General features: G+C 71.2%; 12 protein-coding genes. 2 read left to right on the top strand and 10 right to left on the bottom strand.

Features of this window, described 5'->3' with window-relative positions; all coding sequences use genetic code 11:
- Window positions 1–216 precede the first annotated feature (216 nt).
- Window positions 217–573, top strand: coding sequence for a hypothetical protein (locus ACFWM2_RS07705; protein ID WP_383274318.1), 357 nt, complete (start codon window positions 217–219; stop codon window positions 571–573).
- 36 nt (window positions 574–609) lie between these two features.
- Here the strand turns inward: ACFWM2_RS07705 and ACFWM2_RS07710 are convergent, their stop codons facing one another.
- The 10 genes from ACFWM2_RS07710 to ACFWM2_RS07755 form a co-directional block, all read right to left on the bottom strand.
- Complete coding sequence (locus ACFWM2_RS07710) at window positions 610–1,317, bottom strand: fibronectin type III domain-containing protein (protein WP_383274321.1); 708 nt, start codon at window positions 1,315–1,317, stop codon at window positions 610–612.
- 22 nt (window positions 1,318–1,339) lie between these two features.
- Window positions 1,340–1,942, bottom strand: a complete 603-nt coding sequence (locus ACFWM2_RS07715) for a hypothetical protein (RefSeq protein ID WP_383274324.1) — start codon at window positions 1,940–1,942, stop codon at window positions 1,340–1,342.
- A 125-nt stretch (window positions 1,943–2,067) separates the two neighbouring features.
- Window positions 2,068–3,957 carry a discoidin domain-containing protein gene (locus ACFWM2_RS07720; RefSeq protein ID WP_383274327.1) on the bottom strand — a complete coding sequence of 630 codons (1,890 nt, stop codon included), beginning with the start codon at window positions 3,955–3,957 and terminating at the stop codon, window positions 2,068–2,070.
- Window positions 3,958–4,313: 356 nt separating this feature from the next.
- Window positions 4,314–5,309 (bottom strand): LacI family DNA-binding transcriptional regulator, encoded by a 996-nt coding sequence (locus ACFWM2_RS07725; RefSeq protein WP_383274330.1) that lies wholly within the window; start codon window positions 5,307–5,309, stop codon window positions 4,314–4,316.
- 190 nt (window positions 5,310–5,499) lie between these two features.
- Entirely contained in the window at window positions 5,500–6,498 is a 999-nt protein-coding gene (locus tag ACFWM2_RS07730) for a hypothetical protein (RefSeq protein WP_383274333.1), read from the bottom strand.
- Window positions 6,499–6,521: 23 nt separating this feature from the next.
- Window positions 6,522–7,808: a TRAP transporter large permease subunit gene (locus tag ACFWM2_RS07735; RefSeq protein ID WP_383274336.1), complete on the bottom strand. Its 1,287-nt coding sequence runs from the start codon at window positions 7,806–7,808 to the stop codon at window positions 6,522–6,524.
- 3 nt (window positions 7,809–7,811) lie between these two features.
- Window positions 7,812–8,414 (bottom strand): hypothetical protein, encoded by a 603-nt coding sequence (locus tag ACFWM2_RS07740; RefSeq protein WP_383274339.1) that lies wholly within the window; start codon window positions 8,412–8,414, stop codon window positions 7,812–7,814.
- On the bottom strand, window positions 8,411–10,540 hold the full coding sequence (locus ACFWM2_RS07745; RefSeq protein ID WP_383274342.1) for a hydantoinase/oxoprolinase family protein: 2,130 nt from the start codon (window positions 10,538–10,540) through the stop codon (window positions 8,411–8,413). The genes ACFWM2_RS07740 and ACFWM2_RS07745 overlap by 4 nt, the downstream gene beginning before the upstream one ends.
- 114 nt (window positions 10,541–10,654) lie before the next feature.
- The gene (locus ACFWM2_RS07750) at window positions 10,655–12,265 is read right to left on the bottom strand and encodes an FAD-dependent oxidoreductase (protein ID WP_383274345.1); all 1,611 of its coding nucleotides are present in this window, start codon (window positions 12,263–12,265) and stop codon (window positions 10,655–10,657) included.
- A 62-nt stretch (window positions 12,266–12,327) separates the two neighbouring features.
- Entirely contained in the window at window positions 12,328–13,431 is a 1,104-nt protein-coding gene (locus ACFWM2_RS07755; protein WP_383274348.1) for a LacI family DNA-binding transcriptional regulator, read from the bottom strand.
- Window positions 13,432–13,621: 190 nt separating this feature from the next.
- Between ACFWM2_RS07755 and ACFWM2_RS07760 the strand changes: the two genes are divergently transcribed.
- Window positions 13,622–14,353, top strand: a complete 732-nt coding sequence (locus tag ACFWM2_RS07760; protein WP_383274351.1) for an MgtC/SapB family protein — start codon at window positions 13,622–13,624, stop codon at window positions 14,351–14,353.
- The last annotated feature ends 58 nt before the right edge of the window (window positions 14,354–14,411 follow it).

A 14,411-nucleotide genomic window follows, 5' to 3' on the forward strand; every position in this document is an offset into this window, starting at 1 on the left:
CGCGGTACGCCCGCGGCTGCGATGAGCACTGCTTCGCGTGGCGCCGCCCCGTCCCGCGCTGAGCGCCACTTCGCGCGATGCCCGACCCGCGGTGAGCGCCACTTCACGTGGTGCCGGCTGCCGCGACGAGCGTCGCGTCCGGGGTCTGGTGCTTGCCGCCGGACCGATCGCCGTACGCCCTGACCACGGAGGGGGTCGCCCGTCTAGGCTCACGGCATGGAACAGACGGAGATCATCCTGCGAGCCATCGGGGTCCTCACCGAGACCAACGCCATGGTCCGCAGGATCGCCCAGGACGAGGACGCCGAGGTCGACTCGACCGAGACCCAGCTCGGCGCGCTCGTCACGGAGGTGTTCCCGAGTGTCGAGGTCCCCGGCGACGCGGGCCCCGCGGAGGCCGGGCAAGCCGTCGCGGACGCCTACTTGCCCGCCACCATCTCGCTGGTGGGCGCCTTCGCGTTCCTCTTCTCCGAACTCGCCGACCTGCATGACTCCGGGCGGACCGACGTGAAGTCGGCCGATCTGCTCCAGGACCTCGCGCTGCGCATGTCGCGGGCGGGCGGCGAGAGTTGACCGCGCCCGCCCCCGCGTCCGCCGGGCGCCCGCTCCTCATTCCCCGGTCTTCAACCGGACCACGTTCGACCGCGCTCCGTAGCTGAAGGCACGGATCCGGTACGAGGCCTGCTTTTCGGTCGGGAGGGTGATCAGACCGGTCGCGTTGATGTCCGGGTCGAGGACGACCAAGGGCTCGTAGACGGTGCTGCCCTGCCGGCGGATCTCCAGCAGGAAGCCGTCCTCGTCCGAGGCGTGATCGGTCCAGCTGAAGAGGATGCCGTTCGCGTGCTTGACCTCGGCCTTGAGCCCGGTGGGCGCTCCGGTGCCGGAGATCCGCAGGGGCCGTCCGGGGACCTCGTGCGCCGCCACCTTGCGGGCGGGGAGCCAGTCATGGCTCGACTCCTCGTCGGCGGTGGTCAGTTCGCCCTCGGGCAGGTTCACCCGGACCGGGTCCGAGGCGGGGCCGCGGATGTCCCGCAGCCGGTAGAAGAACGTGGTGTGCGGCATCAGATCAGGGTGACGGTAGGCCACCACGCTCGGCGGCAGGTACTGCAGGACGGTGTAGGGGCCCGCCCGGTCCGTCGCGAACTCCAGAACGTGGCCCGATGTCCCGGGCCGCTGTCCCTTCCAGGTCAGGTCGATGTCGGTGGGGGTGGTCAGGACGGCGCTCAGTGCCCGGCCGGCCTCGCTCGCGGTCGTCCTCGGTGGCGCCGAGCAGGCCGACAGTGCCACGAGCAGCACTGCCGGCACTGCGATGCGCATGCGCAGGGGCATACGGCGGCGGCTACTTGCGCCAGAAGTGGATGCCGCTCCACACCACGGTCGCCGGTCCGTTGCCGCTGCTGGTCCGGTAGGCGCCGAACTTGTCGTAGAAGCTGCCGCTGGGGCTCGAGATCGTCTGCTTGAGCGAGCCGTTGATGTAGGTGCGGTGCTGACTGCCCACCTGGTGCACGGTGTTGACGCGGACGGTCGCCCCGACGGTGCCGGCGTTCGAGAGCGTGGCGCCGCCCTCGACCGCGTACAGCCGGCCACCGCGCTCGACGGCGAGCATGAAGTACGGGCCCGCGGCCGACTCGTTGAAGGTCTGCTTGAGACTGATCCGGGTGCCGCTGAGGCTGGTGACACGGAAGGAGCCCTCGAACTGACGGGTGCCTCCGGTGTACGTGGCATAGCGTCGTTCAGCCCGTTGGTCGCCGCTGGCGGTGGAGCAAGTGAGCTGGAACGTCAGGTCGCTGACCTGACCGCACCCTCGCTCCTGCACCGTGAAGGTCGGCGAGACCGACGTCCAGCCACCGGGTTCGACCTCGGCGAAGGCCGAGGGTGCGACAAGTATCGAGGAGGCGCACACCGCTGTCCCGACGGTGAGCGCCCGCAGGCGTGAGAGCATCTCGACTCCCTGAAGGTGGGGGGTGATCGCTGTTCATATAACTGAACTTCGACCCTGTTGTTGAACAACTGACTCGGAAGCTAGGACTGGACCAACCATCCGTCAAGAGGGTGCGTCGACCCCGGTCATCGCTTCTGCTCCACGCGCACCCAGTCGACCTCGGCCTGCACTCCGCCGGCCGCGACCTTGTCGACGCTGGACTGCGGCAGACCCCAGTACGGGGTGGTGACCTGGTTCCACCCGGCCGGATAGGCGCCGCCCAGCGCGAGGTTGAGGATCAGGTACTGGTTGTGGCCGAACACCCACTGACCGCGGGTGGACTCCAGCTTGTTGCGCGTCGTCTCCTGCACCAGGACGTCGTCGACGGAGAAGCGCATGCCCGTCGGCGTCCACTCCACGGCGTAGGTGTGCCACTGGTCGGCGCGGCCCGCGTTGGGGTAGGTCTGGCGGGCGCCGATGTTGCCGTCGGCCGAGTAGCCGGGGCCGTGCAGGGCCGTGCTGGTCCAGTCCGCGTAGCCGATGTTCTCCATGATGTCAGTCTCGCCCGAGGCGGGCCACGACACGGACGGGTCGTCGACGTTGCTGCCCAACAGCCAGAAGGCGGGCCAGAAACCGTCGCCGACCGGCAGCTTCAGCCGCGCGCTGACCCGCCCGTACGTGAAGTCGAACTTGGTGTTGGTGTCGATCCGCCCGGAGGTGAAGTCGTAGGTCCCGCCGCCCGCCTGGGTGCAGCCCTTGCAGTACTTGGCCTTCAGCAGCAGGCTGCCGTTCTGCGTACTGATGTTGTCGGTGGAGTCGACATACGCCTGGGACTCGCCGTTGACCGAACCCATCTCCGTGCCGGTCCTGACGACACGCCACTTGGAGCGGTCGAGACCGGCAGCGGTGAAGTCGTCGAAGAACGTCGTCTGGTACGTCCCGGACTGCTCGGCCGGCAGGGCCGGGTACGCGGCGGCGGCGCTGCCTCCCGTCCCCCAGACCTGGAACTCGTAGAGGGAGTAGCCGAACTGGGCTGTCGCGGGGGCCGGGTTGTAGAAGGAGCGCCGCTCCTTGCCCAGCATCCGCACGTAGCGGCCGGTCGCGGCCTGGGGCAGGGTGACGGTGTCGCGGCGGCCCACCGCGTCGGCGGGGGACTTCACGTCGGCGCGCCGGGCGGCGACCTCGGCGGCGGACGGCTGGTAGACGGTGCGCCAGGTTCTGTTGTCGTCGGAGACCTGGAGCTGGTAGTCCACCGCGTAGGCCGCCTCCCAGTACAGGTCGACGCTGTTGATGGTCGAGGTCGCGCCCAGGTCCACGGAGACCCAGCGGTCGGCGTTCCAGTCGCTGGACCAGCGGGTCGCGTCGGCCTTGAGGTCGGCGGGCCATCCGCCGTCGGTCACGAAGGCGGGTGAATTGCCCGCGTGCTGGTAGAGGTTGGAGTAGGCGGGGTGGTTCAGCGCGAGGTTGGTGCGGGTGGTCGAGGCGGGGGCGGGTTCGCCGCCGTAGACCTTGAAGGCGTACAGCGAATAGCCGTAGCTGGTGGCGCGTTCGACACCCCGCAGCCGCACATAGCGTCCGGTGACCTCCTGCGGATAGGTGTGGGCGGTGACGGATCCTCCGGTGCCCGCCGTCTCGGTGTAGAAGGGGCTCCAGTCGGTGCCGTTCTTGGACACCTCCAGGACGTACCGCTTGCCGTAGGCGGCCTCCCAGTCCAGGACGACCCGGTCGATGCGCAGGGTGGTACCGAGGTCGACGCGTATCCACGCGTCGTCGGCGAACTGGCTCGACCAGCGGGTCGAGGCGTCTCCGTCGAAGGCGAGAGCCGGCGCGGTACCGGTGTTCTCGCTGCCGGATGCGGTGACGGAGGCCGGGTTCGCGGCGTAGGCGGTCGCCGCGCGGTCGGTGTCCCAGGCGGCTGCGGCGGCCGCGGTGGGCTGCGGGTCCTGGGCGGCGACGGCCGGCCCCGTCGACAGCAGAGCCACGGCGGACAGCGTGGCGAGGGCGATCATCAGCGTGCGGGGCGTACGGGATGGCATGCGGCTCTCCTAGGGGAGGTTGGGGTGCCGTTCCGGGTGCGGGTGTGGTGCGCTGCCGGGAGTGCGGCTCTCGGCAGAAGGTGCGGCTCGTGGGGGCGGTCGGTCCTGGGATACGCCCAGGGGAGTGTCGTTCCGCTCAGGCCGGACCGGTCCGGATCAGGCCGCGGCGTCTGGTGCGGGGCATCGCTGGGCGGAGCGCGACCGGTTTACGGCGTACTGGGCGTACTCGGGTGATGCAGCAATCACGCGGAGGTGCTGTGTCAAGGCGTCACGGACCCGAGCCGGTCCAACGGAACCGGGCTGAACCAACGCACTCCGGCCACGCAGCGGGCCCGCGCCGATCCGAACGACACCCTCTAGTGGGCCGGAGCCGAGCCCCGGACGATCACCTCCGTGGGCAGGACCACGGGGGAGGTCGGCGAGGCCCCTCCCGCGAGGCGGGCGAGGAGCATCCGCGCCGCGGTCTCCCCCATCTCCCGCATCGGCTGCCGGACCGTGGTCAGCGAGGGCTCCGTGTGCCGGGCCACCGGGATGTCGTCGAAGCCGACGACGGCGACGTCGTCCGGGACGCGGCGGCCGACGTCCCGCAGCGCGCCCAGTACGCCGATCGCCGCGAGGTCGTTGTGCGCGAAGACGGCGTCGAACTCCCGCCCCTCGGCGAGCAGTCGGCGCACGCACGCACGGCCGTCCGCCTCGGTGAAGTCGCCCTCGGCCACCAGACCGACGCCGATGCCCCGCTCGGCGCAGGTGGCACGGAATCCGGCGAGCCGGTCGCGTACGCAGCCGAACCGCTGGGGCCCGGTGAGCACCAGCGGCTCGCGCCGGCCATCGGCCAGCAGATGGCGCGCGGCCGACGCGCCGCCCTCGAAGTTGGCGGCCGTGACGGACGGGAACTCCGGGTGGTGGCCCCGGTCGTCGACGAGCACGACGGGCAGACCGTCCCGGTGCAGTGCCGTCAGCATGTCGAGGGTGTTCTCCGGCTCCACCACGATCAGGCCGTCGAAGGCGCGCGCCGACACCTGGTGGGTGAACCGGGCGACGGACTCGGTGCCCCGGTTGCAGGTGAACAGCAGCAGGCCGAAATCGGCGGCCTCCACCGTGTCGACCACGCCCTGGAGCACCTCGCCCATCCAGGGCCAGGTCAGTGACGGCACCAGCATGCCGACGGTCCGGCTGCTGCCCCGGGCGAGTCCCACGGCGCCCGAACTGGGCACGTAGCCCATGCGGTTGATGACGTCGCGCACCTTGGCCGCGGTCGACGCGTCGACCTCGGCCCGGGTGTTGAGCACGCGGGAGACGGTCGTCTTGCTCACTCCGGCCGCCTGGGCCACATCGGCGATCGTCACACGCATGGCTGCCTCCTGACATCCCCGGCAGGGCGACTCCGGCGTCGGAGGCGGATCCAGCTATCGGATCCCGGAACCGGTTCCGGCGCTGGGCGGCGAGTCAACCGGAGTGTCATGGCGCCGTCAATACTTCACACCGAAGTCACCCATGCCGGCCCCCACCCGCCCGGTTGACTTCAGAAACCGAACGTTCCCGTCAGCCGCGAGCCAGGGCGATGGACCCCGCGAGGCGCTCCCCCGCCTCGTAGATCATGTAGGGCACACCGCCGTCGGTGCCGAACGACGGAGCAGCGGAACGACCGTTCTCGGGCGCGGTGTTACGGGAGTTGTAGAAGACCCCGAGATGTGCGCGTCTGCTGAAGTCGTTGCCCACCTCCGTGATCATCAGGTCGCCGCCGCTCTCCTTGTCCTTGTTGTAGACGACGTACGTGCTGTTGTTGCGGTACAGCAGATGGGGCCCGCCCACGTTGACGGCACCGACGTCCGCGTGCCGGATCAGCGGCTGCTGGTCGTAGCTCCAGGTGCGCCCGTCGGCCGACCAACCCCAGTGGATGTCACGGTGGTTGGTGGTGTTGTTCAGCATGAAGACCATCACGTAGTGGGCGCCGCGGGACGGCAGCTCGTGCGGGAAGACCCGGGCGTACGACGTCTCGGTCGTGCCGCTCGGCAGCATCGACGTGGACAGGACGACCTTGTCGTACGTGAAGTTGATGCCGTCCTTGGAGCGGGCCAGACGCGTCGTGGTGTTCTCACCGTGGAAGTACAGCCACAGTTCCTTGGCGCTCTCGTGCCACATCACGTGCGGGGACGCGACGTGGCTGACGGAGTAGTGGGGCGACCAGTCGCGGGCGACGATCGGGTTGTTCGGGTACTCCGTGAACGGGCCCTCCAGGGAGTCGCCGTAGGCCAGGCAGATGCCACCGGGCGCGTCGTGCGGCCCGTAGTACAGGTAGTAGCGACCGAGCGGGGACGCGAGCTTGTCGTACACCCCGCGGACGCACGGGAAGATGATCTCGCCGGTCGGGTTGTACTTCAGCTGGGACGGCGTGAGCAGGGTGCGGACGTACGCGTAGTCGGGGAATCCGCCGGGTGCGGCGGACGCGGACGGGGCGGCGAGTCCGCCGAGGGTGACGGCGGCGCCGGTGGCGGCGCCGACGCGCAGGAACAGTCGGCGGTCGAATCGCGGCTCGGACATGGTCGGCTCCAGACGGACGAGGTTCAGAGGTAGGTGGCCGCGGTGACGCACAGCCCGCCGAGGGCCACGGCCCACACGTACGGAAGCGTGCGCACCATGACCTGTTGCGGGGAGACGCCCGCGTACTGGGCGGCCCACACCGTCTGCGTGCTGGTCGGATCGGCGACACCGAAGACCTGGTTGTACGAGGTGGCCATGCCGAGCACGGCCACGGCAGGGTAGATGCCCGTGGCGATGAGGACGCCGGCGATGCCGGCACCGAGTCCGAAGACGTTCAGCGGCCCGCGGTACAGGCACAGCGGTACGAGCAGCGTGAACACGAGGACGAACAGCACCGCGTTGTGCGGGCTGACCGCCTTCATCAGCGGTTCGAGCGCGTCGACCGCGCCGGGCAGCTTCACCGCGGCGAGCAGGATGCCGATGGCGATGAACAGGGCGATCGGCGGGGCGGCCACCTCGAATCCGCCGTACAGGGTGCGCAGGAGCTGCTTGTTCATGTCGCCGGGGCGAGTGGTGGTGACCAGGGCGTACAGGACACCGGCCAACAGCGAGGGAACGATGGCGAGTTCGAAGCCGAGGGCGAGGATCAGCGGCACCGCCGGGGTGAGCAGCGCGTACCACGGCGCGTCACCCAGCCGCTCCCGCCGGCTCGGTGAACGCGGCTTGTCCTGACCGGACTTGAGGGACCAGGCGTGTTCCACGCCCCGGCGGCGCGATTCGACGAACACATAGGTGACGGCGGCGACCAGGGCGAAGGGGAACAGCTTGACCATGAAGCCGCGCACCGTCGGGATGGGCAGGTCCAGGGCCGTGGAGAAGAACTGCCAGATGGGCAGCTCGAAGGGAATGCCCACGGCGATGCCCATGAGGACGGTCCCGGTAGCGGTCACCTTCGGGATGCCCACCGCGATCATGGCCGGGATGCCGATGAGCCCGGCGAGCATCGCGGCGGGAGCGGATCCGGTGACGGTGCCCACGAGCGCGGACACGGCCAGCACTCCGAGAGCCACGACGACAGGACGGTCACCGCCGAACTCGACGATCTTGCGGACGAGCGTCGCCGCGATGCCCGTCTCCTCCAGGAGCTTGCCCAGCCAGGAACCCAGCACGATCGCGATCATCGTGGCGGCCAGCGCGGGTGCACCCTCCTGAAGCACGGTGTCGAGAACGCTGTTCTTGCCGGTCAGGGGAGCGCCGGCGAGAAAGGCGATGACCACGGCGAGGACGACGGGCGCGAAGGCCGTCGGCAGTTTGCGGGTGAGCATGGCGGCGACGCCGGCCGCCATGACGAGCAGGATGACGACACCCATGGGTCACCTCTGTCTTCCGGGTGCGCTCACCGCGGCGGCGAGCGCGGCGGTGAGGAGGAGGGGGCTGCGGCCGAGTCCGCAGACGGTACGGGCGTGGGCGTGGGCGGCGATCTCCTCGGCCCCCGCGACATGGCCGAGAACACGGAAGCGGCCCACCCTCAGGGCGGTGTGCCCGATCGCCGCTTTGAGGGCGGTCCTGTTCTCGGTGCGGTGGAGCAGGGCGTGCGCCGTCTCGTGGGCGAGGGCCGCGGCCCGCACGGACCCGACCGGATACCAGGAGCGCCAGCCGAGTTCGTCTATCAGCGTCTCGGCCCGGCCGATGGTGTCGGTGTAGAGTTCGACGGTGGCCGGGCGCGAGGAGTAGCGGGCGAGCAGCAACTGTCGAAGTCCGTCGTCACGCTCCACGATCCGCGCGCGGCAGGGCGGGCCGGGTTCGAGCGCCGTGCCGAACGCGTCGGCGGCCCGGGCCCATCGGCGCAACAGGGCCGGATCACGCCCTTCGTGCGTGGGCGTGCCGGCCAGCAGCCGTACGGCCAGGTCGAGGTCGTCGGTCAGCGGTCGGGCGACGGTCTCCCCGCCCTTCGCTCTCGTCGGCGGACCGCTCATGACCGCACCTCCAGTACGGCGACCACCGGCTCGTCGGCCGCGCGGTCGCGCATCTCGCTGCGGGCCAGTGCGAGCAGCGGCTGCGGGTCGAGCACGCCGGAGAGGTCGGCGATACGGGAGCCGAGCAGCAGCCGCAGCGCGGGGGCGCGCACGCCGCCGTCGCCGTACGACGTCGCCTCCCGTACGAGGTGCGCGAGGAGTTCGGGGGCGGCTGCCACGGTGGTGGCGGTCACGCGCGCGTCCGAGGAGTGCAGGCGTACGACACCGTCGGCGTCGACGACGCGCACGGGACGCCGGGGAGCACGCAGCCGGCAGCGCACCTCGGTGCCGTAGACCGTGTGGGCCGGTGTGCCGGCGAGGACCCGGACCTCGGACGGGTCGGCCTTGAGGCTGGCGGCGGCCGCGGCGAGGCGTTCGTCGGCGTCGGCGCTGTGCGAGCGGTCCTGGGTGCGCAGTTCGGTCGCCCCGGTGGCGATGGCGCGCACGGTGCTGGTCTGCGGGTCGACCGTCACCTCGACCTCGACGCCGTCGGGCGCGGCGCCCTGGTCGACGACGGCCCGCTCGGCCTCGGCGCGTACCGCGAGGATCTGCTCCTGGGTGGCGCCCGGGATGATCCGCTCGATCTGCTCCCGCAGCAGCGCGAGTGCGACACCGATGGGGCTGATGACCTCGCTGTGCCGGGCGATCCTGCCGTCCATCCCGGTCAGCGCCGCCAGATGCGGTGTGACGGAGGCGGCTCCTCCCCCGCCGCCGACGAGGACCGCCGTGTCGGGGTCGAGTCGGTAGTCGCCGACGAGCGAGTCCACCACGGACCTGACCTGCGTGACCCCGGCGTCCAGGATGCGCGCGGCCGCGGTCGGCACGTCCACCCCCAGGACGGCGGCCAGTGGTGCGATGGCGGCCTTCGCCACCTCCTGGTCACAGCGCGCGAAGTCACCTTCGGGAACACGGCCGAGGGCGTTGGCCGCGCACGTCATGGTGATCGCGAACCGTCCGCCCGCCGCGTCCAGGACCACGTAGTCATCGGGGTCGTCCGGCATCGGGCGCACCGTGGCGAGCGTCGCGTCACGCAGGTCGTCCGGGGCGGCGTAGCAGGCGTAGGGCAGTCCGGCGATGTGGGCGCTGCGCGGGCCGACGGCCGTGACGCGGCCGTGAGCGACGCGGACCATCGAGCCGCCACCGACGCCGACGGTGCGTACATCGAGGGCGTTGAGGTACGAGGTCCTGCCGAGCATCGTGGCGTGCCGGACGGCGACCTTGCCGCGCCGGACGACGCTGATGTCGGTGGAGGTGCCGCCGGTTTCCAGGAAGACGCCCTCACTGATGCGCTCCTGCATCAGGGCACCGGCGACCCCGGCCGCCGGGCCGGACAGCACGGTCAGCAGCGGGCGGCGCCGCATCTCGTCCAGTGCCATCACCCCGCCGTCGCAGCGCATGACCATGAGCGGTGCGGTGACCCCGGCCTTGGTGATGGACGCGTCGACGAGGTCGGCGGTGGCGAGCATGCGCGGCAGGATGGCCGCGTTGACGACGGCGGTGCGGGTCCGCTTGTGCAGACCGTACAGCGAGGTGATCTCGTGCGCCGCCGTCATCGGGAGCCCCGCGGACCGGGCGGCCTCCAGCACCGCCCGCTCCCCCTCGGGCCGGTCCACGGCGAACGGCTCGGTGGCGACGAGGACTTGGGCTCCGCCGTCGCTCAACTCCCGGACGGCCTCACGGACGGCGGCGGCGTCGTCCGGGTCGGCGACGTGCGCGTAGAGCAGCGGAAGCCGTCTGCCGGGGGCGAGTTCGAGCCTGCCGAGGGCGGCAAGCCGACGGGTGAGGACCGCGCCGGGTCCGGTGCCGACGCCGATCAGGCCGACGGTGGCGACATCGCCCTCCAGCAGGGCGTTGGTGGCCTGAGTGGTGCCGTGCGCCAGGAACGCCACGTCGGCGGGAGCGCAGTCGACCTGCCGCAGCAGCCGGTCCAGCGCCTCGACGATGCCGTGCGCGACACCGTCCTCGTGATGGTGGCTGGTCGGGACCTTGACCTGTCCCAGCAGTCGCAGCGTCGTGGCGTCCACGGCCACGGCGTCGGTGAAGGTTCCGCCCACGTCGATGCCGACGCGGATGCGGTGGATGGTCATGCCGAAGCACCTCCTTGTGCTGTGTCGGTGGTGCGCGGGCGGTCGCCGGGCGGGGCCTGCCCGCCCGGCTCACGCTCCGGATACGGCGACCGGCGCGCGCCGTGTGCACCGGGTTCAGTAGCCGCGTACGTCGGGCCAGTGGCGCTGCACTCCGTCGCGGTCGAGCAGCCGCGCGAACTCCTCGAACCGTTTGTCCTCGGCCTGCACCTGGTGCGGTTCGACGTCCTCGGCCAGGCAGTGGGCGGCGAGCGCGCCGGCGACCTCGCCGACGTTCCACTCCACGGGGTGGAGCCGGTAACACCCGTTGGTGATGTGGGTGGTGCCGATGTTCTTGCCCGCGGGCAGCAGATTGCGCACCCGTCGTGGCACCAGCGCCCCGAGCGGGATCTCGAAGGGAACGGAGCCGATGTCGATGTAGGAGTCGCCTCCTGTCGAGGGGTGCAGGTCGATGCGGTAGCCGCCCACGCCCACGGAGTCGCGGTACTTGGTGCCGCCGTACGGGCCGACCAGGTCGATCGCCACGTCGTGCTCCGTGACGGTGGTGACGGCCTTGATACGGCGTGACTCACGGACGTAGGGAGCCTTCGCGAGGCCGTCGGCGGTGCCGGTCACGTCGGGGCGCGACCGCAGTCCGGGGAAGCCGGTGCCGCCGTCCGCGCGGGGGGCTTCGGTCTGCAGCCAGTACAGGACCGAAAGGGACAACTGCCGCGCCCCGGCGACCGCTTCGGCTCCGGTCGCGGTCCCGGCTCCGATCAGGGGCTTCAACCAGTAGTCATTGAGGGGCCAGTTGACGAGCGTGATGTCGGAGTCGAATGCGCCGGGACGGTGCAGCCTGCGCGCCAGGATGCGGCGGAAGCCCCACAGTTCCTTGTCGCCGGCGTCGGCGCTCTGGTCGGCGCTCACGTCGAGCGGGTCGAGGTCGGGGTTGGGGACGAAGGTGCGCGGGACGGGCTCCAGGGAGCGCGGGTCGGGCGCCTCGAAGCCGAGGAGCGGGCCGGGCCAGAAGTCGGGGCGGTACTCCCGCCAGAAACCGTAGTCCGCGGGGCGGTCGACGGTGTGGTCCTCGCCCTCGTGGTGAGAGAGCGCGAAGCACACGGTGATGCCCTGCTGGTTGAGCGGCTGGGCCCGGTCGGGCGCGTGCGGTTCGTCGTACTCGGACCGCGCCTCGGCACCGCAGCCGTGCTCGATGCCCGCCAGGTCCAGGAGTTCGCCCGTCTCGGTGGCGTCGATGACATAGCGGGCGGCGACGGTGACGCGGCGGCCTTCGAGGCGGCCTTCCAGCGTCACGGCCCGTACGACATCGTTGTCGGACTCGGCCGCGACGGGCCGGTGTTCGGTGAGGACGGTCAGGCGTCCGGCCGCCAGGTGGGGCGCGAGCATGGCCTCCAGGACGGCCAGGGCCACCCGCGGCTCGTGGCAGAGCTTGCTGACCCGTCCGGCGCCCGGGTTGAGGTCCGTCAGCGCGAGCGCCTCGGCTCGCAACGGGTACCACTGCCGGTAGAACTGCCGGATGCCCTCGCGCAGTTGACGGTACGAGGCCGTCGTCCCGAACTGCTCGACCCACGGGTGCTCGTCGGGCGGCACGGCCTGCGAGGTGAGCTGTCCGCCGATCCAGTCGGTCTCCTCCGTGAGCACGACGCTGCGTCCGGCCCGGCAGGCGGCGAGAGCGGCGGCCACGCCGCCGAGTCCGCCGCCCACTATGAGGATGTCGGCTTCCGCTATCACGCTTCTCCTTGCTGGTTGTTCGGCCACGAAGCTGGTTCTTCGGCCACGAAGGGGCGCGGTGGTCAGGGCTGCGCCGGCGGTCTCCCCGTGGTCGTACCGATCCGGAAGGCGCAGGAGACCAGGGGTTCCTCGGCCTCCTCGCCGGCAACGCGGGCGGCCAGCAGCCGGACCGCGGCCGCGCCCAACTCGGGCCGGGGTATGTCGAATCCGGTGGGCTGCGGTCCTGCGACGAGATCGGCGGGCGGACTGCCGAGCAGGGCGAGCGACAGGTCGCCGGGGCAGCTGAGGCCGGCCTCGTCGACGGCCCGGCTCAGCGCACGCCAGGCGGCCCCGGTGTCGGTCTCTTCCGCGACGAACGCGGTGACACCCTCGGCGAGCCAGTGGCGCAGCCGCTCGGGGGTGAGGTCGCCCTCCGGGTCGGCCGAGCGGAAGACGGTCCCGGGGCCGCCCGCCAGCCCGGCCGCCTCCAGCCCTTCCAGGAAGCCCTGTTGCCGGTCGGCCGACGCCGGAGCGTCGTCGTCCTCGCGGATCAGCACGACACGGCTATGGCCCAGGGCCGCCAGATGGCGGACGACCTCGCCACTGGCGCTGACATAGTCGGCGCCCACCCAGGGCAGCCCTTCGAGTTCGTCGCGGCGCCCGAGGTGCACCACCGGGAAGCCGTCGGCGACCATCCGCTTGAGCTCGGCGACCGGTGCGTGCCGGCCGAGGAACAGACAGCCGTCGGCGAGCCGCACCCTGCTCAGCGCGTCGGGTCCGGAGGCCCCCGCGCCGCCGGAGCTCGACCCCGTGAAGAGCACCAGGTCGTAGCCGCGCGCGGCGGCCTCCTGCTCCACACCGACGAGGAAGGGGTAGTACGAGTGCTGCACATCGGTGGGGAAGGTGGCCGTGAAGCTGAAGACGCCGAGCAGGTTGTTGCGGGCCGCCGCCAGCCGCTGTGCGGCGGGGTCCGGCACGTAGCCGAGGCTGCGGGCCGCGTCGTGCACCCGCTGCCGGGTCTCCGCCGAGATCGTCGCGCCCTGCGCCTTGTCCGACAGCACGATCGAGACCGTGGCCTGGGAGACCCCGGCCAGCCGGGCGACCTCGGCCTGCCGCGGCCGCGGCGTGCGTCCGGCCGCCGTGGGCGTACGACCGCGCCCGGACCGCTTCTTGGGCTGCTCCACCATGCTCCTCACCCGGCCCGGAACGACCGATCCAGCGGCAACTGATGCGTATTACTAATGCGCATCACTAATGCGTATGAGTGAGTACTGTGGGCGCCTCGCCGCGGTCGGTCAAGGGTTCTGACAGGAATGGGCCGAAGCGGGGTAGGCGCAACGGAAGTCGCTACGGCGGTTACGGCCGGGGAGGTTGAGCATGCGGGAGCTGGCGGTCTCGTTGTGGGACGTGGGCAACGGACAGGGCCTGCGTCAGCTGGCCGAACTCGGGCTGGCGCTGCTGTTGTCGAGCCTCATCGGCTGGGAGCGGGCCACCCAGCAGAAGAGCGCGGGGATGCGGACCCACACCCTCGTCGGCATCGCCAGCGCGCTGATGATGGAGATCTCCCAGTACGGCTTCACCGACGTACTCGGCCTGGACAACGTCTCCTTCGACCCCTCCCGGGTGGCCGCGCAGATCGTCTCCGGGATCGGCTTCATCGGCGGCGGCCTCATCTTCGTACGCCGGGATGCGGTGCGCGGACTGACCACGGCCGCCACCATCTGGCTCACCTGTGCGGTCGGAATGGCCTGTGGCGGCGGTCTGCCGATCCTCGCCGTGGCCACCACCGCCCTGCACTTCCTCGTCGTGCGCGGCTATCCCCCGCTCGTCGCCCGGCTGTCCCCCGACACCTCCGCCACCACCTCGGAGATCCGGCTGACCTATCGCACGGGCGCCGCGCTGCTGCCCCGGCTGATGGAGCAGTGCACCCGGCGGGGCTTCCGCATTCTGCAGGTCAGGGTCGACCGGTTGCCGGGAGGAACGGACCCGGCCGCGCGGGTCCTGCTGCGCCTGGAAGGCACCGCCGACGTGGGAAGGCTGGGCTCGGACCTGTTCCAGGACGAGGGTGTCATCGACGTGGACGTGACCCTGGAGGCCGACGACGAATGATCCCGCTGGTGCGCCGTGCGCCCATCGCGGGAGTCCGTGCCACTCCTGCCTCGGCGGC

Origin of the sequence: Streptomyces sp. NPDC058371 (genome assembly GCF_042723265.1) — a bacterium.
Lineage (GTDB): Bacteria > Actinomycetota > Actinomycetes > Streptomycetales > Streptomycetaceae > Streptomyces.